22 protein-coding genes and 1 pseudogene are annotated in these 26,319 nt (G+C 72.8%); 12 read left to right on the top strand and 11 right to left on the bottom strand.

Annotated features, from left to right (window positions below):
• Window positions 1-161: 161 nt before the first annotated feature.
• Complete coding sequence (locus A6035_RS01555; protein ID WP_108846336.1) at window positions 162-1,427, bottom strand: hypothetical protein; 1,266 nt, start codon at window positions 1,425-1,427, stop codon at window positions 162-164.
• A 129-nt stretch (window positions 1,428-1,556) separates the two neighbouring features.
• Between A6035_RS01555 and A6035_RS01550 the strand changes: the two genes are divergently transcribed.
• Window positions 1,557-2,897, top strand: coding sequence for a DUF4921 family protein (locus A6035_RS01550; protein WP_108846335.1), 1,341 nt, complete (start codon window positions 1,557-1,559; stop codon window positions 2,895-2,897).
• 108 nt (window positions 2,898-3,005) lie between these two features.
• Here the strand turns inward: A6035_RS01550 and A6035_RS01545 are convergent, their stop codons facing one another.
• Together A6035_RS01545 and A6035_RS01540 are read right to left on the bottom strand one after the other, a co-directional pair.
• Entirely contained in the window at window positions 3,006-3,602 is a 597-nt protein-coding gene (locus A6035_RS01545; protein ID WP_244192497.1) for a thioredoxin domain-containing protein, read from the bottom strand.
• 77 nt (window positions 3,603-3,679) lie between these two features.
• A complete protein-coding gene (locus A6035_RS01540; protein WP_108846333.1) occupies window positions 3,680-5,209 on the bottom strand; it encodes a bifunctional aminoglycoside phosphotransferase/ATP-binding protein in 1,530 nt (509 codons plus the stop codon).
• Between the two features lie 222 nt (window positions 5,210-5,431).
• Between A6035_RS01540 and A6035_RS01535 the strand changes: the two genes are divergently transcribed.
• Window positions 5,432-6,154 carry a hypothetical protein gene (locus A6035_RS01535; protein ID WP_108846332.1) on the top strand — a complete coding sequence of 241 codons (723 nt, stop codon included), beginning with the start codon at window positions 5,432-5,434 and terminating at the stop codon, window positions 6,152-6,154.
• Window positions 6,155-6,274: 120 nt separating this feature from the next.
• The gene (locus A6035_RS01530) at window positions 6,275-7,396 is read left to right on the top strand and encodes a glycerate kinase (protein WP_108846331.1); all 1,122 of its coding nucleotides are present in this window, start codon (window positions 6,275-6,277) and stop codon (window positions 7,394-7,396) included.
• Here the strand turns inward: A6035_RS01530 and A6035_RS01525 are convergent.
• Window positions 7,374-8,033, bottom strand: coding sequence for a maleylpyruvate isomerase family mycothiol-dependent enzyme (locus tag A6035_RS01525; RefSeq protein ID WP_108846330.1), 660 nt, complete (start codon window positions 8,031-8,033; stop codon window positions 7,374-7,376). The genes A6035_RS01530 and A6035_RS01525 overlap by 23 nt on opposite strands.
• A gap of 244 nt (window positions 8,034-8,277) precedes the next feature.
• Between A6035_RS01525 and A6035_RS01520 the strand changes: the two genes are divergently transcribed.
• Window positions 8,278-9,873, top strand: a complete 1,596-nt coding sequence (locus tag A6035_RS01520) for an FMN-binding glutamate synthase family protein (protein WP_108846329.1) — start codon at window positions 8,278-8,280, stop codon at window positions 9,871-9,873.
• On the opposite strand, the gene A6035_RS01515 is transcribed toward A6035_RS01520, so the two are convergent.
• The 4 genes from A6035_RS01515 to A6035_RS01500 all read right to left on the bottom strand — a co-directional run bounded on the left by A6035_RS01515 (window position 9,824) and on the right by A6035_RS01500 (window position 14,034).
• Window positions 9,824-10,459 (bottom strand): HD domain-containing protein, encoded by a 636-nt coding sequence (locus A6035_RS01515; RefSeq protein ID WP_108846328.1) that lies wholly within the window; start codon window positions 10,457-10,459, stop codon window positions 9,824-9,826. The two genes, A6035_RS01520 and A6035_RS01515, sit on opposite strands and share 50 nt — an antisense overlap.
• 178 nt (window positions 10,460-10,637) lie before the next feature.
• Window positions 10,638-11,159, bottom strand: a complete 522-nt coding sequence (locus tag A6035_RS01510) for a DUF779 domain-containing protein (protein ID WP_108846327.1) — start codon at window positions 11,157-11,159, stop codon at window positions 10,638-10,640.
• A 16-nt stretch (window positions 11,160-11,175) separates the two neighbouring features.
• A complete protein-coding gene (gene exaC / locus A6035_RS01505; RefSeq protein ID WP_108846326.1) occupies window positions 11,176-12,699 on the bottom strand; it encodes an acetaldehyde dehydrogenase ExaC in 1,524 nt (507 codons plus the stop codon).
• A gap of 135 nt (window positions 12,700-12,834) precedes the next feature.
• Window positions 12,835-14,034, bottom strand: a complete 1,200-nt coding sequence (locus A6035_RS01500; RefSeq protein ID WP_162533973.1) for a GAF domain-containing protein — start codon at window positions 14,032-14,034, stop codon at window positions 12,835-12,837.
• 137 nt (window positions 14,035-14,171) lie between these two features.
• Between A6035_RS01500 and A6035_RS01495 the strand changes: the two genes are divergently transcribed.
• From A6035_RS01495 to fdhD, 5 genes are all read left to right on the top strand, one after another.
• Entirely contained in the window at window positions 14,172-15,962 is a 1,791-nt protein-coding gene (locus A6035_RS01495) for an AMP-dependent synthetase/ligase (RefSeq protein ID WP_108846324.1), read from the top strand.
• A 174-nt stretch (window positions 15,963-16,136) separates the two neighbouring features.
• The gene (gene cysK, locus A6035_RS01490) at window positions 16,137-17,072 is read left to right on the top strand and encodes a cysteine synthase A (RefSeq protein ID WP_108846323.1); all 936 of its coding nucleotides are present in this window, start codon (window positions 16,137-16,139) and stop codon (window positions 17,070-17,072) included.
• Window positions 17,072-17,680: a serine O-acetyltransferase EpsC gene (gene epsC, locus A6035_RS01485; protein WP_108846322.1), complete on the top strand. Its 609-nt coding sequence runs from the start codon at window positions 17,072-17,074 to the stop codon at window positions 17,678-17,680. Before cysK ends, epsC begins: the two co-directional genes overlap by 1 nt.
• 218 nt (window positions 17,681-17,898) lie before the next feature.
• Window positions 17,899-19,242, top strand: coding sequence for a glycosyltransferase 87 family protein (locus A6035_RS01480; RefSeq protein WP_108846321.1), 1,344 nt, complete (start codon window positions 17,899-17,901; stop codon window positions 19,240-19,242).
• Window positions 19,190-20,011, top strand: a complete 822-nt coding sequence (gene fdhD, locus A6035_RS01475; protein WP_108846320.1) for a formate dehydrogenase accessory sulfurtransferase FdhD — start codon at window positions 19,190-19,192, stop codon at window positions 20,009-20,011. The genes A6035_RS01480 and fdhD overlap by 53 nt, the downstream gene beginning before the upstream one ends.
• An 18-nt stretch (window positions 20,012-20,029) precedes the next feature.
• Here the strand turns inward: fdhD and A6035_RS01470 are convergent, their stop codons facing one another.
• Window positions 20,030-20,542, bottom strand: a complete 513-nt coding sequence (locus A6035_RS01470) for a TetR/AcrR family transcriptional regulator (protein ID WP_235026520.1) — start codon at window positions 20,540-20,542, stop codon at window positions 20,030-20,032.
• Window positions 20,543-20,601: 59 nt separating this feature from the next.
• Between A6035_RS01470 and A6035_RS01465 the strand changes: the two are divergent.
• Window positions 20,602-21,777 (top strand): annotated as a pseudogene (locus A6035_RS01465) (oxygenase MpaB family protein).
• A gap of 84 nt (window positions 21,778-21,861) precedes the next feature.
• Here the strand turns inward: A6035_RS01465 and A6035_RS01460 are convergent.
• Window positions 21,862-23,394, bottom strand: coding sequence for an MFS transporter (locus tag A6035_RS01460; protein WP_108846318.1), 1,533 nt, complete (start codon window positions 23,392-23,394; stop codon window positions 21,862-21,864).
• Window positions 23,395-23,498: 104 nt separating this feature from the next.
• On the opposite strand from A6035_RS01460, the gene A6035_RS01455 reads away from it, so the two are divergent.
• The gene (locus A6035_RS01455) at window positions 23,499-24,086 is read left to right on the top strand and encodes a TetR/AcrR family transcriptional regulator (RefSeq protein WP_108846317.1); all 588 of its coding nucleotides are present in this window, start codon (window positions 23,499-23,501) and stop codon (window positions 24,084-24,086) included.
• Window positions 24,087-24,103: 17 nt separating this feature from the next.
• Entirely contained in the window at window positions 24,104-26,014 is a 1,911-nt protein-coding gene (locus tag A6035_RS01450; protein WP_244192496.1) for an NTP transferase domain-containing protein, read from the top strand.
• Between the two features lie 49 nt (window positions 26,015-26,063).
• On the opposite strand, the gene A6035_RS18405 is transcribed toward A6035_RS01450, so the two are convergent.
• Window positions 26,064-26,201 (bottom strand): hypothetical protein, encoded by a 138-nt coding sequence (locus tag A6035_RS18405; protein ID WP_167400691.1) that lies wholly within the window; start codon window positions 26,199-26,201, stop codon window positions 26,064-26,066.
• Window positions 26,202-26,319: the final 118 nt, after the last annotated feature.

Genomic DNA, 26,319 nt, shown 5'->3' with positions numbered 1-26,319 from the left:
GGCGGGTCACACAACTCGGAAAAGTCAAACCGTAGGGCCTGACGTGGAAAGGCGATTCCACCTTGTGAGATTTCTCTCAGCGTCGTCCCCGGCCGACCTGGCGAGACGCCGCAGTTCCCGCCCCCGTGCGAGCGACGGGGGCGGGAATCCTCTCAGCTATCTCACCGGATGAACGGGAGCGGGGGCAGCACCACGCCGGGGGGCAGGGCCACCTGGTAGTCGCCCAACGAGCCCGTCATGACGATCGCCGCGTTGGTCCCGACCGCGATCCCGCCCCCGTCGGCGCCCACGCCCGGCTCACCTCCGCGCCCGTTGGGCACCGAGGGCCCGGGCGCGGGCGGCGCCTCTCCCACGACCGCGCCGACGGCCACAGGAGCCGGCGGCCCCGGCAGCGGGGGAAGCACCACGCCCAGGTCCGCGGCGGCCTGAATCATCAGCGGTCCGGCAGCGAGCGAGCCGCCGATCGCCGCGGCCGGCAACAGGAGCGGAAGGGACCCGGCCGCCGAGCCCAGCGGAAGCGACCCGACCCCCGAACCGACCGGTGCCAGCGACGCCGTCAGTGACCCCAGCGGCGCGAGTGACCCCTCAGCCGACCCGGGTTCGAGGGAGCCCGAGGGGATCGATCCCTCCGCGGATCCCGTCTCGAGCGAACCGCCGAGCTCGCCCGAGCCCGCCTCGGACCCGATCGACAGCATCAGTAGAAGGCTCACCAACGACCCCGCCTCCATCGACCCGGGAGGCAGCGATCCGCCCGACGACCCGGATCCCAGCGACCCGGGTCCGACGGAACCAGTCAGCGATCCCGGTGCGAGCGAGCCCACCAGCGAGCCCGGCTCGAGCGATCCCTCGAGCGACCCCTCCCCCGAGCCCGCCTGCGACCCCATGGACACCATGACCAGCAGGCTCACCAACGATCCCGCCTCGAGAGACCCCGGTGGCAACGATCCCGGCGCCGATGAATCGGGGTCCACTGACCCCGGGTCCAGCGAACCGGGCTCGAGCGAGCCCTCGACGGCCCCCTCCAGCGAACCCGGATCCAGCGAGCCGGGCCCGGAAGACCCGGGCGACGACCCGGGGCCCAACGAGCCGGGGTCGAGCGACCCCGGCGCCAACGAGCCCGGCGCCAACGACCCGGGCCCGAGCGAGCCTTCCGACGAGCCTTGCGACGAGCCCTCGACCGAGCTGATCGGCGGCAACGACCCGGGGACGACGGAACCGGGATCCAGCGATCCGGGCGCGAGCGACCCCGGCGCCAGAGAGCCTGCGCCGTCCGAGCCGAGTGCCAGTTCGAGGTGGAGCGCGAGTTCGGCGGCGAGCCCGGCCGAGCCTTCCTGCGCCTGCGAGACGCCGCCCGCCCCGGCGATCGTGAGGACGACGGCGCCGCCGACGGCTGCGACACGCAGGGACAGTGGGTGTTGTGTGCTCATGAGCTTGCTCGATTCCCCCGTGGCCCCGCCCGGAGCGGGTGCCGATGATGAACTACCCCTCATCCCCAGAATACTGTTACCTAGATCACAGTTCCACCGCTGATTCCGGTCCCACCTAGGCTCACGCGGGTGACCACCATCTCTCGACCCGGCGGCCCGACCGCGCTGCTGCGGCGCATGGCCGACGGCACCGTCAAGCAGGTCAATCCCTTCACCGGGACCCAGGTGTGGACGGTCCCCGGCCGCGCGCACCGACCGATCGAGCACACACCCGGCACCGTCGTCGCGGTGGATCCCGACGAGCCGGAGGCGCACTGCGCGTTCTGCACGACCCGCCTGCGCGAGACCACCCCGGAGAAGGCGCGCCTCGTCCGCGAGGGGGACGCCTGGACCGTCCTCTACGAGGTCCCGGCCGACCGACTCGACGCCACGACGCCCGAGTTCCGGCTGATCGGCAATCTCTTCGAGATCGTCTCCCTCGACTACTGGAGGTCGGTGCACGACTACCGGATCCCTGCCCGCGCCGCCGCCCACCAGGCGGCCTACCTCGCGTCCCCGGCCGGCGCCGAGCACGTCCGCGCCCTGGTCCGCACCCGCATCGCCGCCGCACAGGGCGACCCGGCAGCCGCCGACGCCATGGACACCACCGCTCTCGCAGAACACTCGGAGAGCTTCTTCGGCGGCTGCCACGACGTGGTGGTCGCGCGCCGCCACCTCGTCGACGGCGCCACGTCCAGCGACCGCCACGCGTCGTCGGGGGAGCTGACACCGGAGGAGCACGAGCAGTACGTCGCCTTCACGGTCCGTGCCATGCGGGGCCTGTACCGCGACAACCCGCACGCGACGTACGTGTCGGTGTTCCAGAACTGGCTCGCGCCGGCCGGCGCGTCGTTCGCGCACCTGCACAAGCAGCTCGTGGCGATCGACGAGGTCCCCGCCAAGACCTCCCGGGAGATGGCCGCGCTCGCCCGCGACCCGGATCTCTACAACACGGCCGGCATCGATCACGCCGCGGCCGAGGGGCTGGTGGTGGCGGCCAACGAGCACGCCGTCGCGGTGGTCGGCGTCGGTCACCGCCACCCGGCGCTGGTGGTCTACTCGCGGTCGACGGCCGGCCGGCCGTGGGAGCACTCGGCGGCCGAACTGCGTGGAGTCTCCGATCTACTGCACGCCTGCCACGCCGCGACGGGGCCGCTGGTGCCGTCCAACGAGGAGTGGCACACCCTGCCGCCGGGATCGGCGGGGGACGGCGCGGCGATGCCGTGGCGGATCGTGCTCAAGTGGCGCATCTCGACGCCGGCCGGGTTCGAGGGTGCGACCGGGATCCACGTCAACACGATCGACCCGTGGAGCCTGCGCGACCGGGTGGCCCCGCGCCTGGCGCGGCTGCGGGCGACCGGCCGCATCGCCGACATGGCGTTGGGGACCGAGTGGGGGGACGTGCGCGGGGCACTGCGCTACGCGCGGTGACGACGGCGCGACCAGGGGCGCCGACGGTGAGGCGGTAGGTGACGACGGAGCCGCGAGAGGTGACGACGACGACGAGACGCGCGCGGCACGGCCGGCGGGCGTGGCCGGTTAGTGGCCGCGGGAGCCGATCCTGCGGGGCGACCCGATCGCGGGGGTGGTGGCGGGCGCGGGGACGGCGCAGATCTTCGTGATCGGGGTGATCGTCTGCGTGGAGGTGATCGGCGCGGCGGTCGCCTCACGGATCCCCGGCACGGAGGCGGGGATCACCACGGGCGTCGTCAGCGACGGATCGAGCACCACGGCGGTGGGCGTCTCCTCCGAGCCGCCGTTGATCGTGCAGCAGAGCTCGTAGGCGTCCTCATCGCGCCAGATGTTGACCCAGTGGACCTCGAGGCCCTCCCGGCTGGCCCGGCGGCGCAGCGCCGCCGAGTAGGGACAACCGGGCCGCCACAGCACCACCACCGCGTGCCCGGCGGAGGCCAGCGCGCGTACGGCCTGCAACGGCTCGTGACCCGCGGCGCGAAGCGGCGAGTTCCACAGCGCCACGAACAGCGTCCCGACAAGGACCACGGCCGCCAGCAGCGCACCGTGCCCGAAGCCGACGAGCATCCACGCGATCGCACAGCCCAGCGCCATGACGGCGGCGGGGCCGAACCAGTGGCCGGGGACGAGCTCCCGCCCGGCCCGTGCGAAGGGGTGGGTCACGCGCACGACCATACGCCCCTCGTTTCCGGGCGTGGGGCCCCCTTCGCCAGAATTGTGATCTGGCAACGACTTTGCGCTCAGGCCCAGGGCAGCGGTCCCAGTTCGCGTTCCGCCCATCGGCGGACGGCCTCACGGTCGCGAACGTCGAGTTCGGCGGTGTCGACGTGGATCGCCTCCGGCCACGCCGCGGGGCGCGCCAGCTGGCCGTCGAGCACCTCGATCGTGGCCTCTGACGGGTCCGTCCCCCCGCGCGCCCGCTCGGTGATCCTTCGCACCAACTCGTCGCGGGGCGCGGTGCACGAGATCTCCACCAGTTCGGCGTGCGTGTCGGCGGCCACGGTCTCGGCCTCGGCTCGCCGGCGCGGCTCGAGCCACGTGGCGTCCAGCACCACGCTGCGGCCGAGGGCGAGCGACGCGGCCGCACGGGCGAGCATCTCGGTGTAGACCGCCCCGACCGCCGCCTCCGAATACCTGTCGCTCCTCGGGGCCGCCTGCGCCCGCACCACGTCCGAGCGCACCACGTCCGAGCGCAGCAGCTCCGCGCCCAGTGCCTCCGCCAGCGGCGCCGCGAGGGTGGACTTCCCCGATCCCGAGACGCCGCCCACCAGCACCAGTCGCACCCTCGCGCGCAGCAGCGAGTCGACGGCCAGGTCCGCCAGCTCGAGCGCACGACGCGCGTCGCCGCGGCCCCCGTCGCCGTCGGCCGCCTGCTCGGCGCGGATCGCGGTGACCTTCGACCGGACGAGGGCCCGGTACCCGATGTAGTGGTGGACGAGCGACGGCGGCGCGTCGTCGCCGGAGGCCTCCCGGTAGGCCCCGAGGAGGACGACGGCGAGGTCCCGCGCCGCCGACGCGTCGAGGTCCATGGCCAGGAACCCGATGTCCAGCACCGCGTCCCCGTAGCGGAGTCGGTCGTCGAACTCGAGGCAGTCGATCACCCTCGGCCCGTCGTCGAGCAGGTAGACGTCGGCGGCCAGGAGGTCCCCGTGCCCGTCGACGATCCGGCCGTCCGCCACGCGGGACTCCAGCAGTGGACCGCGCCCGCGCAGGTAGTCGGTGGCCAGCGCCTCGATGTCGTCGACGATCTCCGGCGCGTCGCGGCCCACGTCGAGGCGGCGCAGATGCGCGAGGGACCGGGTCCACAACCCGGCCACCGCCGCCGGGGTGCCCGCCGCGTCGATCTCCTCCGAGCGCGGGCCGGCGGCGTGGAGGCGCGCGATCTGCCGGGCCACCTCGGTCAGGCCCACCACGATGTCCGTATCGCCGCCCCCGGGCCCGCCCTCGGCCCGGAGGCGGACCAGTGAGGCGAGGCTCCTGCGCGCCGGCAGCCGGCGCATCCGCACGACGTGATCGATCACCTCGCCGTCGGGACCCCTCACCTCCAACACGCCCCTGTACACGTCCGGGGCGAGCCGACTGTTGAGCTCGACCTCGCGCCGGCTCTGCTCCCCGCGGGCCCCGACGGTGGTGTTGTCGAGGAAGCCGAGGTCGACCGATTTGCGGACTTTGTGAGCCTCGTCACCCCAGAGGAAGATGAGCGCGCTGTGCGTCTCCACCACGACGGGCGGGCCGGGGGGCGGCGGATCGGCGGCTGCGGAAGCGTCCATGCACCCAGCGTAGGCAGGCATGACGCACGACATACCGGCCGTGCGAGCACCTTGTGAGAATCGTGAAATACCCTGGTGACCGGGTTGTTACCTCAAGGGACGCTGAGGTTCTCGACCCCTTGCGCATCATTCGTGCGCTTGTAGGGTCGCCGACGCACCCCGCTCCGACCGGGGTGTCCGCGATGAGATTCATCGGGGTCGAAGCAGATCGGAGAGTTCTCTATGACGAACACCCACCGCAAGACCACCAACCGCACCACCGCGAAGATCGCCGCCGTCGGCGCGTTCGGCATCGGTGCCGCCATCGCGTTCCCGGGCCTCGCCGCTGCGCAGACCGACGCCCCCACCGCCAGCCTGGCCGAGGCCACCGGCGAGGACGGCAGCCTCGAGGGTGCCCTCGGCACGGACCTCGGCGTCGACCTCGGCAGCCTCGCCTTCAACCTCAACCTCGACGCCGAGGCGCCCAACCCGGGCTCGGCCGAGTTCGGCAGCCTCGGTGTCTCCCCGAACACCGGTAGCGAGGCCATCGACGGAGGCGGCCCGGCCGCGGACTCCGGCTCCCTCGGCTCCGCTGAGGGCGACACGCAGACCGGCGCCGAGACCGGCGAGGCCGGCTCCGGCTCCCTCGGCTCGGCCGGCGAGGCCGATGACGACGCCACCGATGAGGCCGGCGGGTCGCTGGACCTCGGCTCGCTCGGCAGCACCGAGGAGCCGACCGATGACATCGACACCGGTGCCGCCACCGGTGAGGCCGCCGGTTCGCTCGGCTCGGGTGGCGAGGCCACCGATGACGACGTCGCGGCCGACGACGCCGAGACCGGCTCGCTGAGCGGCTCGCTCGCCGGCCTGAGCTCCGGTGCCGACGATGACGTCATCGACGACGGCACCACCGCCGGTGCCGACGTGAACGCCGATGTCGGCATCGCCGCCGGCTCGCTGGGCTGATAACCCCCGGCTGACACGCGGCGCAGCGGATGCGCCTTCCTGGCCCGGGATCGTGACCCTCCCCCGTCGCGATCCCGGGCCGTCGTGTGTCGCCGGACACTCATAGGGGATGATGCAGGCGTGACGATCGTCGTGGCCTGCGGGGCCTTCAAGGGCTCACTCACCGCTATCGAGGCGTGCCGTCACGCGGCCGAGGGCGCCCGGCGGGCACACCCCGACGCCGACGTGGTCGAGCGCCCGGTCGCCGACGGCGGGGGCGGCAGCCTCGAGGTGATGGTCGCCGGCGGCGCCCGCCCCGTGCCCGTCACCGCCTCCGGGCCCACGGGCGAGACGGTGGAGACGTCCTTCGCCGCCATCGATCCGGACACCGCGTTCGTCGAGATGGCCGACGCCTGCGGCCTGCTCCGCCTACCCGGCGGTGAGCCGCGCCCTCTCGAGGCGTCGAGCCGCGGCGTCGGCGAGGTCATGCTGGCCGCGCTCCGATCCGGCCGCGGCAACATCCACCTGGGCATCGGCGGCAGCGCCTCCACCGACGGCGGCACCGGGATGCTCTCCGCCCTGGGCGCGCGGTTCCTCGACGCCTCCGGGGCCGAGCTCCCCGACGGCGGCGGCGCGTTGATCAACCTGGACCGCGTGGACCTCGACGGTGTCGACCCGGCCGTCCGGGCCGCCCGGATCCTCGTGGCCTGCGACGTGGACAACCCACTGCTCGGCCCGCTGGGCGCGGCCCGCGTATACGGCCCGCAGAAGGGCGCCACCGAGGCGCAGCTGGACGAGCTCGAGGCCGGCCTCGCCCGGCTCGTCGAGGTCCTGCGCGCCCAGGGGCTCGACGTGGACCCCGACGCCCCCGGCTCCGGCGCCGCCGGCGGGGTGGGCTTCGCCGCCCGCGAGCTGCTCGGCGCCTCGCTGGACCCCGGCTTCGAGGTGCTCGGCACGCTCACCGGCCTGGAGGACATGCTCTCCGCCGCCGACCTCGTGGTGACCGGCGAGGGGCGGCTCGACGACCAGACCATGCACGGCAAGACCCCGATGGGCGTGGCCGCCCTCTGCCGGTCGCACGCAGTGCCGGTGGTCGCGGTCTGCGGCCGCCTGGATCTCGAGGCCGACCGGGTCGCCGAGGCCGGGTTCGTCGCCGCCGCCGCGTTGACCGAGCGCGAGCCGGACCTCGAGCGCTCGATCGCCAACGCGGGACCACTGCTCGAGGACGTCGCCGCCGACGTCATCTCGCGCATCCTGCCCTGACGCGACGCCCGAGCTCCTCCACTCCCCCGCCCGTCAGATCGGCCAGGGCCGTCGGGCGACCGGCCATGGCCATCACCAACGCCAGGGTCGGCCCCGACACCTCAGGGCCGGTCCCGGCGGCGAACGGCCCGTCCACCGCGCGTAGGCTCAGCCCCTTGACGAGCGTCGCGCTGTTCACCGCGAAGTCTTTCGACGTGTAGAACGAGGCCACCGCGGTGAGCGCGTCGATCGGATATTCACGCGTCCGACCGAGGGGTCGGCGGATGTCCTCGGCGTGCACGATCGTCTCGCCGAGCCACGCCGCCGTGTCACCGAAGGGCGCCACCCGCAGCGTCGACGAGTCGACGAAGTTCGCCAGCGTCTCCCGCGGGGTGGCGCCGAGCTGCTCCTCCAGCCGCCGGCGGTTGTGCCGGTCGGTGTTGAAACCCGCGCCGACGAAGCTGCGGATCCAGCGCACCCGGCCGGTCCGCGCGACCGCGGTGAGGTGCGCGACCACCTCCTCGACCCGCCACCGCGTACACAGCGAGATCACGTGCCAGTCCGTGTCGTCGAGCCGACCGAGTTCGTCTGCGAGCGCGTCGCGCTCCAGGTGGATGGCGGACCAGAGCCGGTCGCTGTCTGCGGATTGGCGGCTCATGGTTTCTCCCCGGAAGCGGCGACTCGACTGAGGTCATCGAACCACGCGGAGGCGCCCGGCGGCGGCGAGTCGCTGCCTCCGGGTCCGCGCTACTCCCGGTCGACATGTCGCCTTGCGGCCCTCGCTGCCTCCGGGCGACGTGCTGCCTTCCGACCCTCACCGTCCCCCGGTCGGCATGATGGGGAGGCAGCCCCCGGCCACGGCCCACAGCCCCCGCCACAGCCCCGCCCCATTGGAGGTCGACATGCGCAAATGGCTCCTCGGCGCGCCACTGGCCGCGATCGCCGCGGTCGCGGCCACCGACCTGCGACAGACGCGCCACCCGATCCTGCGGACCTTCCCCGTCCTCGGCCACGCCCGCATGGCACTGACCGCCATCGGCCCCGAGCTGCGGCAGTACATCGTCGCGGGCAACGACGAGGAACGCCCGTTCACCCGCGACCAGCGCGACTGGGTGTACGAGTCCTCCGAGACCCGGGCGACCACGTTCGGCTTCGGCACGGACAACGACGTCGAGTTCCTCGAGGGCTACCCGATCGTCAAGCAGCGCACCTTCAGTGACGTCACGCTGTCCGCCCGACCGCACGCCGGGCAGCAGCTCCCGCTCCCGCCCGCCAAGGTGCTCGGAGCCGCCCGGGGTCGCGCCCGCGCGTACCGGCCGGAGTCGCTGGTGAGCATCTCGGCGATGAGCTACGGCTCGCTCTCCGCCCCGGCGGTGGAAGCGCTCAACCGCGGCGCCGCCCTCGCGGGGGTCCTGCACAACACCGGCGAGGGCGGACTGAGCCCGTACCACCAGAACGGCGCCGAGCTGGTCTTCCAGATCGGCACCGCGTACTTCGGCGTCCGCGACGACGACGGCCGCCTCGACATCGACAAGCTGGTGGCCCTCACCGAGAAGCACCCGATCCGGGCCATCGAGATCAAGCTCAGCCAGGGCGCCAAGCCGGGCCTCGGCGGGCTCCTCCCGGCGGCCAAGATCACCGAGGAGATCGCCGCGATCCGCGGGATCCCGATGGATGAGGACTGCGCGAGCCCCTCCCGCCACACCGCGTTCCACGACGTCGACTCGATGCTGGACCTGGTCGAGGAGATCGCGGACCGCACCGGACTGCCCGTCGGCATCAAGTCGGCGGTCGGCGACATGACCTTCTGGGAGGATCTCGCCACCGCGATGGTCCCGCGCGACCGGGGCGTCGACTTCATCACGATCGACGGGGGAGAGGGCGGCACCGGAGCGGGTCCGCTCGTGTTCACAGACGCCGTGTCCCTGCCCTTCCGCCTGGGCTTCCCGCGCGTCTACTCGGTCTTCGCCGAGGCCGGGCTGACCGACGACGTCATGTTCATCGGGTCCGGCAAACTCGGGATCCCGGAGAACGCGGTGGTCGCGCTGGCGCTGGGCGTCGACATGATCAACGTGGCGCGCGAGCCGATGCTGTCGGTGGGCTGCATCCAGGCGCAGAAGTGTCACACCGGCGGCTGCCCCACGGGAGTCGCCACCCAGAACCCCTGGCTCGTCCGCGGTGTCGATCCCACGGCGATGGCGGTGCGGTGCTCGAACTACATCCGGTCACTGCGCCGCGAGCTCGTCAAGGTCGCCGGCGCGGTCGGGGTCCCACATCCCGGCCTCATCGGTCCGACCGACGTCGAGCTCGCCCGTGGCACGCGGGACGCACACACCCTGGCCGACATCTACGGGTACCGCGACGGCTGGGGACTGCCGGGCGAGGACGACGCCCGCGCCATCACCGAGTTCATGGTCGCCTCCGGCGTCGCGGAGTACACGGCCGCGGTCACGCCGCCGGGAATCCGCCCGCGCGCAGGAGCCCCAGCTCGCGATTGAGGTTGGCGTGGGCCTGCTTCTCCCACATGTCGCGTCCCGCCCGCGTGAGGAACACCGAACGCCGTTCGAGCAGCCCCTCCAACGCGCCGATCCGCCCGGCCACGAACCGCTCGCCCGGCACGTGGGCGTACTCGTGGCGGACGTCGCGAGCGTAGGTGTCATACGTGTCGGGGTCGGCGCCCAGCACGGCGAGGTCGGCGTCCGAGAGGACCGCGCCGTTGAGGTCGCCGGGCTCGACGCGGTGCCCGCCCATGAGCCGGACCAGCCGCGCGACCTCGGCGACCGGCGCAGCGGGGTCGAGCACGCGCTCGGCCAGCGCCGCGGACTTGTCGGTGTTCTCCGAGCCGGCGGGATCGAACACCGCCGCGTGCAGCCAGGCGGCCAGCCGGACCTCGGTCCCGTCGAACGACTCCCCGTCGGCCTCGAGCGCGTCGATCGCCCGCAGCACGGCCCGCAGGTGCGTCTCGTTGTGGTACCGGCGCTGCGGCTCGTTCCACCGGTCGAGCAGGTCAGCACGCAGCTCGGCGGTGAGGAACTCGACGGTGGCGCCGAGGGGGTCAGCGGAGGCCGTACGGTCCGTGTCCATGGCCGGACTCTACCGCCGGACCGCCGCTCATCAGGGCGAATCGCGTTTCTCACCAGACCCGCCAGACCCGGGCTCCAGTCCCGGAGCCGGTCCCCCGGCGCCCGGCGCCAGCCGAGAACCCGGGCGCCGGCCGCAGCCCCCGGGGTGTGGCCCCGCCCCCGGGGGCTGCGGCCCCGCCCTACACGTCCATGTCCGCCCCCGCCGGCGGCGGGAACTCCCCGAGGGCGGCGAGCTCGCGCTCGTCGAACGTGCGGGCCCGCGACAGGAACCGCTTCCCTGTCGGGTTCTCGAGACTGAACCCCGAGCCCCTGCCCGGGACGGCGTCCAACACCAGTTGCGTGTGCTTCCAGGTCTCGAACTGTGAGCCCGAGATCCACACGCGTACCCGTGACGACGACGGCGAGGACGTGCGCGCCTCGTCGTCGTCGTCACCCAGGTCCAGCTCCCCCACCAACACGTCGCGCTGCCCCACGCGGAACTCACCGTCCGGGTAGCACATGGGGGCGGACCCGTCGCAGCACCCGCCGGACTGGTGGAACATCACCGGCCCGTGCCGGGCGACGAGCTCGCGGATGAGCTCGACGGCCGGCTCGGTCGCCACCACGCGCGGCGGCAGGTCGTCGGGCGCACCCCCGGGCGCCGCGGCGCGCGCGGCGATCCGCACGCTCCCACCCGAGGGCAGCCCACACACGTCGTCCATGCTGCTCACACCCGGCTCAGAAGAAGCCCTGCGGCTTGCCCGAGTAGCTCACGAGCAGGCACTTGGTCTGCTGGTAGTAGTCGAGCATCATGAGGTGGTTCTCGCGGCCGATCCCGGACTGCTTGTAGCCGCCGAACGCCGCGTGCGCCGGGTACTGGTGGTAGGTGTTGGTCCACACGCGGCCGGCCTGGATGGTGCGGCCGGCGCGGTAGGCGGTGGTGCCGTTGCGCGACCACACGCCGGCGCCGAGGCCGTAGAGGGTGTCGTTGGCGATCATCATGGCGTCGTCGAAGTCGGTGAACGAGCTCAGGCTGAGCACGGGCCCGAAGATCTCCTCCTGGAACAGCCGCATCTTGTTGTGGCCGCGGAAGACGGTGGGCTGCACGTAGAAGCCGCCGGCCAGGTCGCCGTCGAGCTCGGCGCGCCCGCCCCCGGTGAGGACGTCCGCGCCCTCCTGCTTGCCGATGTCGATGTAGGACAGGATCTTCTCCAGCTGATCGGTGGAGGCCTGCGCGCCGATCATCGTGTCGGTGTCCAGCGGGTTGCCGGTCGTGATGCGGTTGGTGCGCTCGATCGCCAGCTCGGTGAACTCGTCGAAGATCGACTTCTGCACGAGCGCGCGCGAGGGGCACGTGCACACCTCGCCCTGGTTGAGGCCGAACATCGCGAAGCCCTCGAGGGCGGCCTGGCGGAAGTCGTCGTCGGCGTCCATGACGTCTTCGAAGAAGATGTTGGGGCTCTTGCCGCCCAGCTCGAGGGTGACGGGGATGAGGTTCTCGGAGGCGTACTGCATGATCAGCCGGCCCGTGGTGGTCTCGCCGGTGAACGCGACCTTGCGGATGCGCGGGTTGGAGGCGAGCGGCTTGCCGGCCTCGGTGCCGAAGCCGTTGACCACGTTGACCACGCCCGCCGGCAGCAGGTCGCCGATGACGGACATGAGGTAGAGGATCGAGGCGGGGGTCTGCTCGGCCGGCTTGAGGACCACGCAGTTGCCGGCGGCCAGCGCGGGCGCGAGCTTCCACACCGCCATGAGGACGGGGAAGTTCCACGGGATGATCTGCCCGACCACGCCGAGCGGCTCGTGGAAGTGGTAGGCCACGGTGTCGTCGTCGATCTGGGAGATCCCACCCTCCTGGGCGCGGATGGCGCCGGCGAAGTAGCGGAAGTGGTCGATCGCCAGCGGGATGTCGGCGTTGAGGGTCTCGCGGATCGCCTTGCCGTTGTCCCAGCTCTCGGCGAGCGCGAGCTTCTCGAGGTTCTCCTCCATCCGGTCGGCGATGCGCAGCAGCACCAGCGAGCGCTCGGCGGCGGACGTGGCGTTCCACGCGGGGGCGGCGGCCCACGCGGCGTCGAGCGCGGCCTCGATGTCCTCGGCCGTCCCGCGGCCCACCTCGCAGAACACCTGGCCGGTGATGGGCGTGACGTTCTCGAAGTACTCGCCCTTGGCCGGGGCCTTCCACTCGCCGCCGATGTAGTGCTCGTAACGGCTCTCGTAGGACATCACCGCGTCGGCGGAACCGGGCTGGGAGTAGACGGTCATGTCTGGCACCTCTCGTCTGCGCGCGCCGGCCCCCACGGCCGGCGACTGTGATGCGGGACACTATCGGCGGGAGGGTTGCACGAACGTTGCACGCCGCGCGGGGCGGCGTGGGACCGGGCGACGACGACGAGGCGCTCAGGCCCCCAGGCGGTCGTCCAACACCCGGTGCACGGAGCGGGCCGAGGACCTCGCCGCCGGAAAGAGGTCGGGCAGCGATCCCAGGGCGCGCCACGCGTCGGGGTCCTCGCGTCCGGAACCGGCGGTCCAGGCCTGCAGGGCGCGCGCCGATCCCGCGCCCAACGCGGCGGCGCGGACCCGGACGTGCAGCTCCTCTCGCAGGTCGGCGACGCCCGGCGCGTCGGAGGCCGGCAGGAGCGGGCCCGGGTAGGCCGCCACCGCGGCGTCCACGTCGGCGTCGAGCAGTGCGACCACCCGGTCGGCGTCGGTCTCCACGGCCCCGGGCGCCAGGCGGTACGGCCGGGAGCCGATGACGTCGGGCCCCAGGACGCGGCGCAGTCTCGACATCTCGGCGCGAACGCTGACGTCGTCGAGCCGGCCGTCGGCGAGGAGCCCGGCGAGCGCCCCTCCGGACAGGCCACCGGGGTGGGCGGCGAGCAGGACGAGGATCTCGGCGTGCCGGCCGGTGAGCGGGCCGTGGCCGGACAGCCCCGGGCGGCCGGTTCCGAGGACCTCGAGGAGGCGCGGCGCGGTCGCCGTCGGCATGGCCGCCGCCCCCGCCGTGCCGGGCACGAGCACGCCGGCCGGGGTCGACCGCAGCTCGGCCTCGGCGAGCAACGCGGTGGCCCTGACCAGGGCGAGCATCTCGTCGGAGGCCGCGGCGTCGTGACCGGTCACGTCGATACCGCCGACCACCCGCCCCGTCACGGGATCGTGGACCGGCGCGGCCGAACAGCTCCACGAGTGGGCGGGGGCGAGGAAGTGCTCCGCGCCGCGCACCCGCACGGGGACGTCGTGTCGCAGCGCGAGACCCGGGGCGTTCGCGCCCACCGCGTCGTCGCTCCACAGCGCCCCCGGCACGAATGCCATCCGCTCCGCCCGGGACCTCACCCCGCGGTCCCCGTACAGCCACAGGAGCCGGCCGTCGGCGTCGGCCACCGCCACGAGGTGGCCGCTGGTCACGACCCCGGACACCAGGACCTTCTCGACCATGGGCAGCACCGCCGCCATCCGGTGCGCGGCCAGGTGCTCGGACAGGTCGGGGCCCTGCAGGTCGACCGGCGGATCCGCCCGATCCGGGTCGATCCCCCGTCGCCTGCTGCGCTCCCACGACTGCGCGACGATCGCGCTGGCCACGGCTGGCCTCCCCGCCGACATGACGACAGTGTAACGGTGATCACAGAACATGACGCCACCCTCATAAGCGAATCCAAATAACCGGTGCTCGCCACGGGACGCCGCCGGCCCCTCTACACTCGTCGGTGATGCAGGCCACACATGACCTAAGGACCGAGATGACGACCGAGTTCGCCACCCCGCCAGCCGCCAAGCCCTTCCCCGTCGAGAACCTGTCGAGACTCGTGTTCACGAACGCACAGGAGGCGCCGAACGACGTCGCCGTGCTGCGCCTCGTCGGCGGCGACTGGAAAGAGGTCACCTGCGCCCAGTACCTGGAGGAGGTCAAGGGCGTGGCCAAGGGCCTCATCGCCCGGGGCGTGAAGCCGGGCGACCGTCTGGCGATCATGAGCCACACCCGCTACGAGTGGTCGCTCATCGCCTGGGCGGCCTGGGCCGCCGGCGCGGTCACCGTGCCGATCTACGAGACGTCCTCGTCCGCGCAGTGCGACTGGATCCTCACCGACTCCGGGGCGACCGTCGCGGTCGTCGAAGACCTGGAGCTGCGCGAGGTGCTCACCGGCGGCACCGACTGGGCCGGCGACATCCTCGTGATCGAGGGTGACCTCGTCGCCCAGCTCACCGAGGCCGGCGCCGGCGTCTCGGACGAAGACCTCGAGAAGGCCTCGCTCGCCGCGGGGCATGACGACCCCTGCGCGATCGTCTACACCTCCGGCACGACCGGTAACCCCAAGGGCTGCGAGATCGTGCACGGCGGGTTCGGAGGCGTCGTCGTGTCGGTCGAGGAGCAGCTCCAGGACGCGTTCGTGCCCAACAGCCGGACCCTCATCTTCCTGCCCCTTGCCCACGTCCTCGCCCGGATCCTGGAGGTGGCCTGCTTCTACAAGCGCGTGGCCGTGGCCCACGAGCCCGACACCACCAAGGTCATCGAGCGTCTGGGCGAGATCCACCCCACGTTCCTGGTGTCGGTGCCGCGCGTGCTGGAGAAGGTCTACAACTCCGCGGCGGCGAAGGCCGAGAACGCCGGTGGCGCCAAGGCCAAGATCTTCAAGGCCGCCGTCCAGACCGCCATCGACTACTCCAAGGCCCTCGAGAACGGTGGCCGGCCGTCGGCCGCGCTCAAGGTCAAGCAGAAGCTCTACTCCAAGCTCGTGTACTCGAAGCTGCACGACGCCCTGGGCGGCGAGTGCGACCGCGTCATCTCGGGCGGCGGGCCGCTGGGCGCCCGCCTGGGCCACTTCTTCCGCGGCGCCGGGTTCGACCTGCTCGAGGGGTACGGACTGACCGAGTCGTCGGGCGTGCTCACCGTCAACCCGACCAACCGGGCCAAGATCGGCACCGTCGGCAAGCCGATCCCCGGCGTCACCATCCGCATCGCCGAGGACGGTGAGGTCCTGGCCAAGGCCAAGACCCTGTTCAAGGGCTACTGGCGGAACCCGGAGGCGAACGAGGCCGCGTGGACCGGCGAGTGGTACCACACCGGCGACATCGGCGAACTCGACTCCGACGGCTACCTGTCCATCACTGGGCGCAAGAAGGACCTCATCGTCACCGCGGGCGGCAAGAACGTCTCGCCCTCGCAGCTCGAGGACCTGCTCACCTCCGATCCGCTGATCAGCCAGGCCGTCGTGGTGGGCGACAACCGTAGCTACATCGCCGCGCTCGTCACGATCGACCCGGAGACGTTCCCCGCGTGGCGGGACAGGCACGGCAAAACCGGCGAGGTCGCGGACCTGCTGCAGGACGGCGACCTGGTCGGCGCGGTCCAGGACGCGGTGGACCGGGCCAACAAGTCGGTCTCCCGCGCGGAGTCCATCCGCAAGTTCAAGATTCTCGCGGCCGAGTTCTCGGTCGAGAGCGGCGAGCTGACCCCGACGCTCAAGCTCAAGCGCAACGTCGTACACGACCGCTTCGGTAGCGAGATCGAGTCGCTCTACGCCGACGCCTGACCGTCCGGCCGGGGCGCCCGGGCCCTGCGGGGTCCGGGCGCTCGTGCCATTTTCCGCCTCCGGCGAGGCGGTCGCGAGGGCCGGGAATTTCCCGCCGGGCCGATCCGGCGGCTTCGCCGATCACGTACACTCAGCTATAGACAGACCTGTTCATTCTTCAGAACGGAACACACCATGGCGCAGATCTACTCCGACATCTCCGAGACCATCGGCAAGACCCCGCTGGTCCGTCTCAACTCCCTGACCGAGGGACTGCAGGCCACCGTCCTGGCCAAGCTCGAGTCCGCCAACCCGGCCGCGAGCGTCAAGGACCGCATCGGTGCGGCGATCATCGACGACGCGGTGGCGTCGGGCGGCCTCAAGCCCGGCGGCACGATCGTCGAGGGCACGTCCGGTAACACCGGTATCGCGCTGGCCATGGTCGCCGCGGCCCGCGGCTTCAAGGCCGTCATCGTCATGCCCGACACCATGTCGGTCGAGCGCCGCGCCGTCATGCGCGCCTACGGTGCCGAGCTCATCCTCACCCCGGGCTCGGAGGGCATGAAGGGCGCGGTCGCCAAGGCCGAGGAGATCGCCGCCACGCGTGAGAACGCCGTCCTGGCCCGCCAGTTCGCCAACCCCGCCAACGTGGACGTCCACCGCCGCACCACCGGTCCCGAGATCTGGGAGGACACGGAGGGCGACATCGACGTGTTCGTGGCCGGCATCGGCACCGGCGGCACCATCACCGGTGGCGGCGGCTACCTGCGCGGGCAGAAGTCGGACCTGCACATCGTCGCCGTCGAGCCCAAGGACTCGCCGCTGCTGACCGAGGGCAAGGCCGGGCCGCACAAGATCCAGGGCCTGGGCGCCAACTTCGTGCCCGAGATCCTCGACCGCGAGATCTACGACGAGGTCATCGACGTCACCCTCGAGGACTCGCTGGAGATCGCCAAGCGACTCGGCAAGGAAGAGGGCATCCTCGCCGGCATCTCCTCCGGCGCCAACGTGTGGGCCGCCCTCGAGATCGCCAAGCGTCCCGAGAACGCCGGCAAGACCATCGTCGTCATCGTGTGCGACTACGGCGAGCGCTACGTCTCCACGATGCTGTTCGAGGACTACCGCGACTGATGACGCAGACGTCCGATCGCCCGGCGGGGTTCTGGCGCACGCTGCGCGAGGACCTCGCCGCGGCGCGCGCCCATGACCCGGCCGCCCGGGGCGACGTCGAGAACGCCGTCGTCTACTCCGGCCTGCACGCCATCTGGTTCCACCGGCTCTCGCACCGGCTGTGGAACGCCGGCGGCGTCGGCCGGACCGCCGGGCGCGTCCTGTCCCAGTTCTCCCGGTTCCTCACGGGGATCGAGATCCACCCCGGCGCCACCATCGGTCGGCGCTTCTTCATCGACCACGGGATGGGCGTCGTCATCGGCGAGACCGCCGAGATCGGCGACGACTGCATGATCTACCACGGCGTCACCCTCGGCGGCGTCTCGCTCAAGCAGGTCAAGCGGCACCCGACGCTCGGGGATCGCGTGACCGTGGGTGCCGGGGCCAAGATCCTGGGGCCCGTGGAGATCGGGGACGACTCATCGGTGGGCGCCAACGCCGTCGTCGTCAAGAGCGCCCCCGCGAACTCGATCGTCGTGGGCGTCCCCGGCGAGGCCCGCCCGTCCAAGTCGACCAAGGAAGAGCTGCGCGACGCGCAGTTCTACATCGACCCGGCCATCTACATCTAGCCGCGTCCGCCCGGCGGCGCCCACGCCCTGCCGACCCCGCCGTGCCGACCCCGCCGCGCCTTCGAGAAGACGGTTCCGCACACATCGCCCGAGTGGAGGCGTGCGGAACTGTCTTCTCGTCGAGCTCGGGCCGACCGACGCGTCGGTCGCACGCATCCCGGGGCGGTGGCGGAGTGACGGACTCCCCGCCGCGCCGACGAGGGCTAGGCTCTGCCACTGTGCGAGTGCTTCCGACCACCTACTGGCTGCGCGGACCGCTGGCCCTGCTGGCGCTGGCGTCGGTGATCATGGTCCTGCGCGCACCCGACGAGCGGACCCCGTGGTGGGGGATCACCCAGAGCTTCCTGGACGTCCACGTCTACCGCTGGGGCGCCGAGGCCGTCCGAGCGGGCGCGCCTCTCTACGAGGGCCTGCTCTGGGGGCCCAACGCCCGCTTCTTCGCGGAGATGCCGTTCACCTACCCGCCGTTCTCCGCGTTGCTCTTCCAGCCGCTGCCGCTGCTCTCCGAAGCGCTGATGATGGCCAGCTGGACGGCGCTCACCCTGGGGCTGTCGTACCTGGTCATCCGGATGTCGTTCCGTGCGCTCGACTACGCCCCCGACACCGTCACCCGGCAGGTGTCCCTGTGCCTGGCCCTGATCAGCCTGTCGCTCGAGCCGGTCCGCACCACCGTCTGGCTGGGCCAGATCAACATCATCCTGCTGGCGCTCGTCCTCGCCGACCACCTCCTGTCCCGGATCGGCCCGGACCACCGTTTCTCCCGGTGGCGCCACATCGCCGGCATCGGCAGCGGACTCGCGGCGGGCATCAAGCTGACGCCCGCGTTCTTCTGGGCCCACTGGGTCGTCACCGGGCGATGGCGCCTCGCCCTGATCTCCGTGGCCACCTTCCTCGCGACGGTGGCGGTCGGCTTCCTCGCCATCCCCTCGGACGCCGCCCGGTACTGGTCGGGCACGGTCTTCGAGTCGGGCCGCATCGCCCAGGACTCGGTGGTGTCCAACCAGTCGCTACGCGGGGTCGTCGCCCGGGTCCTCGGCGTCGACTCCGCTCCCACCGTCGCCTGGCTGGCCCTGGCGGCGCTCGCCGCGGTGGTCGGGTTGGCGATGGCCGCCCTACTGCACCGGGCCGGCCACCAGCTCCTGGCGTTGACGCTGTCCGGGATGACGATGTCGGTGGTGTCGCCGTTCTCGTGGGGCCACCACTGGGTCTGGTTCGTGCCCCTACTGGCCCTCGCGGTGCACCACGCGATCGTCGGTCGCCGCCGGTACCTCTGGCTCCTGCCGCCGCTGCTCTGGGCCGCCACCGCCGCCTGGGTACAGAGCTTTCCCAACCCGGACTTCCCCGATGACCGGTGGGTGGCGATCGGGTTGTTCATGCTCGGGGGTGACATCCCCCCGGTGGTCTTCGGGCTGATCACGAACATCTACCCGCTGGTCTGGCTGGTCACGATAGCGCTGGCGGCGCTGCTGCTCCGACGCTCCCGGCCGGACGGCGCTAGGCTGCGCGGATATGGGACGACGGACGACTCGTCACCGGGCGCAGCGGGTTCTGGCCGGGGGTGACGCACGACGGGAGGTGACGACCCTCGCCGTCGAGGAGCCGCTCGAGATCCGGGTCGGCGGCCAACCGTTCGTCGTCACGATGCGCACCCCGGGCGACGACATGGATCTCGCCGCCGGGCATCTGGTATCCGAGGGGGCGGTCTGGCACCGCGATCACCTCCCCGAGATCTGCTACTGCACCACCGTCAGCGGTCGGTCCGAACAGGACTACAACACCCTCACGGTGACCCTCTCGCCGGACATCCCGGCGCCTCGTTCCGCCCGGGCCACCACGATGAGCAGCGCCTGCGGGGTATGCGGCGTGGACTCGATCGACGAGGTGCGGCGCTCGACCCACTTCCCGGCCGAGCCGGTCGAACCGCTCGTCGACGCCGAGGTGCTGCTGGCGCTGCCCGAGCGACTCCTCGACCACCAGCGGCTGTTCGGCAAGACCGGTGGTGTCCACGCGGCGGGGCTGTTCTCCGCCGCCGGCGAGTTGCTGTGCCTGCGCGAGGACGTGGGCAGGCACAACGCCGTGGACAAGGTCGTGGGCTGGGCGCTGCGCGAGGGCCGGCTGCCGCTGCGGGGGACCGTCCTGCAGGTGTCGGGGCGGGCGTCGTTCGAGCTCGTACAGAAGACGTCGATGGCCGGGATACCCGTGATGTCGGCGGTGAGCGCCCCGTCGTCGCTCGCGGTGGACCTGGCGGAGGAGGCCGGGGTGACCCTCGTCGGATTCAGCCGGGGCGACCGGGCGACGGTGTACGCCCATCCCGGGCGTATCCGGGACTGAGAGCGCCGTCCGCGGGCCTCAGGCGTCGGCCGGCCGGTAGTCGAGCATCGGCACCGGGAACCGTCGCGCGATCCGCTCGAGCGCGGCGTCGTCGTCCAGGTCCACCAGGTCGGTCGGGATCGTCAGGTACGAGGCGCAGATGCGGACGAACATCTCGGCGAGCAGGTCGACGTCCACCTCGGGGTGGATCCCGCCGGACCGCTGCTCTGCGGCCAACCGCCCGGCCAAGAACCGCCGCACGGTGGCGACCATCTGCCCGTCCTGGCCGATGAGCGAGCCGATCACGGAATCGCGCTCGTTGGCGAGCAGGTGGCTCAACAGCGGGCTGACGCCGAAGGCGCGCAGCGAGCTCACGAACGCCACCACCACCCGCTCAGCGGCTGTCTCGCAGGCCCGCACCTCGGCGGAGAACCGTGCGAAGTACCGCTGGAACTCGCGGAGCACGACCTCGTCGACCAGCGCGTCCTTGGTCTCGAACTTGCGGTAGACGGTGATCCGGGCGGCGCCCGCGCGGCGGGCCACCTCGTCCATGGAGGAGTGGCGGATACCGCGCGTGCAGAAGGCGATCGTTGCTGCGAGCCGGCGGAACGATGGGCGCCGCCGGTGCCCTGGCGGCCGCGACCCAGGCGGTGCCGTGGACGTGGGCGCCCGCGTGGCCCCTCCCGGGCGAGGGCAGCGGTGCCGGCGCACCGTCTACGACCCCGAGGCGGACGAAGTGGTCTCGGGCCTGCTCGACCGGGGCGAGGTGCCGCGGGTCAACGAGATCCTGCGCGGGTGGACCCGCAACGCCCAGCCGGTCCCGGACGGCCTGCACGGCGACCTGCGCGACTCCCTCCAGCGCGCGGTCCGGCTGCCCGAGTGGACCGACCACCGCAACCTCGCCGACAACGGTGCGGTTCCACGAGAAGCGCGGCACCTACCTGGGCGTCCTCTACGGCTTCGCCAGCGGCATGATGAGCACGGTGATCCCCCGCGAGGCCCGGGCGGTGTACTACTCCAAGGGCGGCTCGGACATGAAGCCGCGCATCAGCAAAACGGCCAAGCTCGGCTACGACGTGGGCTCGCGCAACGCCTACCAGCCCGACGGCGAGATGGCCGTGACCGCGGTGAAGACGCGGATGTCCCACGCGGCGGTCCGGTACCTGCTCCCGCAGTCCCCGCACTGGGAACGGGCTGCGGACGAGGCGAAGCCCATCAGCCAGGCCGACATCATGGTCACGTGGCACAGCCTGCCCACCACCGTCATGCGCAAACTGCGGGCGTGGGGAGTGCCGCTGGATCCGGCCGAGTCGGAGGGCTTCCTGCACTCGTGGCAGGTGACCGCCTACATGCTGGGTGTGGAGGACCAGTATATCCCGAGCAGCTGGGAGACCGCAGACCTGCAGGCCCAGCAGGTGCCGGACCCGGTCCTCGCGCCGACGCCGGAGGGCATCAAGCTCGCCGACATGCTGCTCGACCTGGGCTACAACATCGACCTGACCCTGCTCACCCGCCCGGTGCTGGGTGCGCTGACGCGGTTCATGCTGGGCGATCAGGTGGCGGAGTGGCTGCGGATCCCGCGCGAGCCCCTGTGGAGCCCGCTGCTCGAGGGGGCGTGGGGCCCGTTCATCGCGATCCGCGAGGGCCTGCTCACCGCGGGCGTGCCGCGCGAGACGTACTGGATGATCGACGAGCTGCTGCGCCAGTTCGTCCTGTACCACATGGCCGAGCTGAAGACGCCCATCACGATCGAGATCCCGACGTTCAACAACCCGAACTACAACTGACCGCGCCGGACACAGCGGACTCCGGCGGACGCAGTGGACTCCGCCGGGCACCGCGAACCCCGACTGCCGAAGCGGCCCAGCGGCTCAGTGGTCGGCGGCGGCCTCGGCGCGCTCGCCGTACGGCACGTAGCCACGGCCGGGTGCGACGACCAGTAGGACCAGCGCGGCGCCCGCGGCGACGAGCCCCAACGCGAGCAGGGCGTCGGCGATGCCGGAGGCGAAGATCGCGGCCGCGGCGTCGACGATCGGCTGCGCCACGGGACCGGCGACCTCGCCGAACTCCACCGCGCCGGCGAACGATCCGGCCACCGCCTCACGGGCGGGCTCGGGAACGCCCGGCAGGACGGCACCGATGTCGGCGGCGTACCGGCCGGCGAGGAGGCTGCCGGAGATCGCGATGCCGATCGCGGCCCCCACCTCGCGCATGGCGTCGTTGACCGCGGCGGCCACGCCCTGCTCGTCGACGGGGATGTCCGAGACGATCGCGGACGTCGCGGGCGCCGTGGACAGGCCGAGCCCGGTGCTGGCGATGACCATCGGCCACAGGATGTCCCAGTAGCTCGAGTCGACGCCCAGCCGGGACAGGAAGACCATCCCGGCGGCGATCGCGCCCACGCCCACCACGGACACCGCCCGCAGTCCGACCACCGCGGTGAGCCGGGGCGAGAGCAGGGAGAACACCATGACGGGTACGACCATCGGCGCCAGCGACAGTGACGCCCCGATCGCGTCGTAACCCTTGACCAGCTGCAGGTACTGCACGATGAGCAGGAAGAACCCGAAGATCGTGAGGAACTGCATCCCCACGGACACCGAGCCGGCCGAGAAGCCGCGGCGCCGGAAGTAGCGCACGTCGAGAATCGGGTCGTCGGCGCGGAGTTCGACCAGCACGAAGGCGGCCAGGCTCACGGCGGAGGTGACGAGTGCGACGACGACGAGGACCTCGCCGAAACTGCTGTGCGCACCCTCGATGAGCCCGAACACCACCCCTCCCACCGCCAGGGCGGAGAACACGGCGCCGGCGACGTCCGGCCGACCACGACGGGACGCGACGGATTCGCCGATCGTGAAGGCCGCGACCAACACGATCAGGCCGATCACCGAGTAGACGAGGAAGATCGACTTCCAGGACCACGCCTGCAGCATGAGCCCGGAGCCGATCAGGCCGACGATCCCGCCGATGCCCGCGAAGCCCGCCCAGATGCCGACGGCGGTCCCGCGGCGCTCGGGCGGGAAGCTCGCGGTGAGCAGCGACAGCGTCGACGGCATGACGAACGCCGCGCCCACGCCGGCGACCGCGCGCAGGACGATGAGCCAGAGCGGCGAGTCGAGCCACAGCGGCAGCGCGGAGGACAGGGTGAACAGGGCCAGCCCCACGATGAGGGTGGCGCGGCGGCCGAAGCGGTCGCCCAGCGCGCCCGCGGTGAGCACGAGCGCGGCCAGCGCGAGCGTGTAGGCGTCGACGATCCAGGTGAGCTCGGCCTGGGTGGCGCCGATCGCCACGGCGATGTCGGGCAGCGACGTGTACAGCGCGGACATGGTGGCCACGACCAGCGAGACCGCGACGATGTTGACGAACAGCAGCCAGCGGCGTCGTCCGGTGGACAGTTCCAGCACGGAGCCTCCCGGGGAGCGGTACGGGAAACGATACCGGCGGTATCGCTTCGGCCCCGCCACCGTAACGCACGACCCTCTCGGCGCGGCGGGCCACAATGGGGGCCATGTCCACGCCGACCGACCCCCGCCGTGCCCGATCCCGGGGCAAGCTCCTGGACGCCGCGGCGGACCTCCTCGTCTCGGGCGGCGCGGCGGCGGTGACGGTGGAGGCGGTGACCCGGCTGTCGGGGGTCGCGCGGACCACGCTGTACCGCAACTTCCCGTCGACGGACTCCCTCATCGCGGCCGCGTTCCGCCGACTGCTGCCCGCCCCGGAGCCGCCGCCGGCGGACCTCCCGCTGCGCGAGCAGCTGCTGCACCTGTGCGCGTCGATGACCCGCCTCATCCAGGACGCGCCCCTGCAGCAGTCGATGCTGGGGTGGCTGGCGATGGGCCGCGGCGCCTCGGAGGACGACGAGGTCGGCCAGCTCCGCCGCGGGGTCGTGGACTCCTACACGGCGCCGCTGCACGCGGTGCTCTCCGCCGCGGAGGCCGACGGCACCCTCGTCCCCGGCGACCGAGACCTCGCGGTGGCGCAGCTCGCCGGGCCGGTGGTGCTGGCGCGGATGATCGGCCTGCGCGCGTTCACCCCGGCCGACGTCGAGAGGCTGGTCGACGACTTCCTCCGCGGCCGTCTGGCGGACGAGTCGTGACGGCGGTCGGACCGGACGTGACTGCCGTCGGAGCGATCGTGCTGGCCGGCGGGCGCGCGAGCCGCCTCGGCGGCGTGGACAAGGCCCGGGTCACGGTGGCGGGGCGACCGATGATCGAGAGCGTCGTCGGCGCCGCCCGGGCGGTGGCAGGACCCGTCGTCACCGTGGGCCCGGGTGGTGACGCCCGCGAGGACCCGCCCCACTCGGGGCCGGTCGCCGCGATCGCCGCGGGGCTGGCGGGACTGCCGGGGGCGGTGGAGCTCGTCGTCGTCGTCGCCTGTGACCTGCCCGACCTCGACGCCGCCACCCTCCGCTCCCTCGTCGCCGCGCTGCGCCGCCCCGCCGCGCCGACCACCGCCCCGGGCGAGGTCACCGCCCCGCGCGTCGCGCTCGCCGTGGACGCCGCGGGGCGCGACCAGTACCTCCTGGCCGCGTGGGACCGCCGCGCCCTCGCCGCGCGCCTGGCCGCCCTGGAGGCCTCCGGCGGCGTGGGCGGGCGCGCCGTCCGGGCCCTGTTCGACGACCACGAGGAGGTGGTCCGCGTCCCCATCGGCGACCCCGCGCGGGACGTCGACACATGGACTGACCTGGCCGGACGCGGACCGGTGAGCCTCGCGCACGTGGGCGACGTCCTGCGGGCGGGGCTGGAACCGCTACCGGCGGTCGGGCGCCCGCCCCTCGACGCGGTGGGGGCGGTTCTCGCGGCGCCGCTGATCGCGGCGGACCCGATGCCGAGAGGGCCCGTCTCCGCGATGGACGGCTACGCGCTGGCCGGGCCCGGGCCGTGGCGGCTGACCGGGGCCGCCCGCCGCGCCGGGGACGACTCCCCCGCTTCCCTGGCCGCGGGGACGGCGGCGCGGATCGCGACGGGCGCGCTCGCCCCGCACGGCACCGACCGCGTGCTGCGGCACGAGCTGGTCGAGGTGGGCGGCCCGGGCGCCGCGGCGGTTACCGGCGACACGGCGGCGCCCGGCGAGACGGCGGTGCCCGGCGACACCGTCATCACCGCGTCGACCGGCGCCGACGGGGTCGACGACCTGCGTCCGGCCGGCGAGGACTGGCCCGCCGGGCACGCGCTGGCCGCGGCCGGCACGGTGCTCGACGCGGCGCTGGCCTCGGCGGCCCTGTCGGCAGGGGTCGAGCGGGTGTCCGTGCGCGGCCCCGTGCGGGCGACGCTGGTGACCACGGGCGACGAGGTCCTGCCCGCGGACACGCCCTCTCCCCTGCCGCCGGGACGGATCCGCGACACCGTGGGCCCGCTATTGGGCGGGCCCACCGGGGTTCTGACGCGGGCGGGTTTCGGCGCCGTGGACCCGCCGCGCCACTGCCCGGACACCGCCGAGGCGGTCGACGATCTGCTCGGCGGTTCTGTTGCCGGACCTGCTGTCGGACCTGCTGTCGGGCCTGCTGCCGGTCCGGACGTGCTCGTGCTGGTGGGCGCGACCGGCCGGGGCGTCGCCGATCACCTACGGCCGGCGCTCGAGCGGCTGGGTGCGCGCGTGGTGATCGACGGGGTCCGTGTCCGGCCCGGTGGCTCGCAGCTGGTCGCGGCGCTGCCCGACGGGCGCGTCCTGCTGGCGCTGCCCGGCAATCCGCTGGCGGCGGTGTGCGCGGCCGCCACCACGGGTCGTGCCCTGGTCGACGCGCTCACCGGCCGGCAGCGCACGCCCGTGGCCGCCGAGCTGCCGGGGCTGGCGGGCGTGGCGAATCCGGGCCGCGCGCGGATCCTGCCCGCTTGGCCCGACGGCACCGGGGGCTGGCGGCTCGCCGACCGCGTCCGCACCGCCCATCTCGCCGACCTCGCGGGCGCTCCCGCCCTCGCCCTGGTGCCCGAGGGCGAGGACGCGGGGGCGGGTGCAGGCGCGGGCTCGGGCGCCGGCTCGGGCGCGGGCGCGGGCGGCCGCGTGGAGCTCGTCGACTGGATCTGACGCCGAGCGGGGCCGGTCGGGCGCCGACCGGCCCCGCGGCCTCACGGGGTCAGCGCCGCCGGTTGCGCATCTTCCCGACGAACTCGCGGGCCTTGCGCTGGTTCTCCGGCTTCGAGACTTCGCGCTTGACCACCTGGGCGGCCTTCAGCGCGAGTCCGCTCCGCAGTGCATTGCGTAGGAATGCCATCGTGCACCTCCATTGATCGGTGGCGCAAGCCTACCGCCGAGCAGTCGTCCCGGCCTCCGGTCGCGGACTTCGCAGATCCCCACGCAGCCGCTCGTCGGCATGGCGTCTCGCGCGGACC

The sequence above is a fragment of the Dietzia lutea genome (genome assembly GCF_003096075.1).
GTDB classification, from domain to species: domain Bacteria; phylum Actinomycetota; class Actinomycetes; order Mycobacteriales; family Mycobacteriaceae; genus Dietzia; species Dietzia lutea.
Note: the sequence above shows the minus strand (reverse complement) of the source record. Positions and strands in the feature narration are given on the sequence as shown.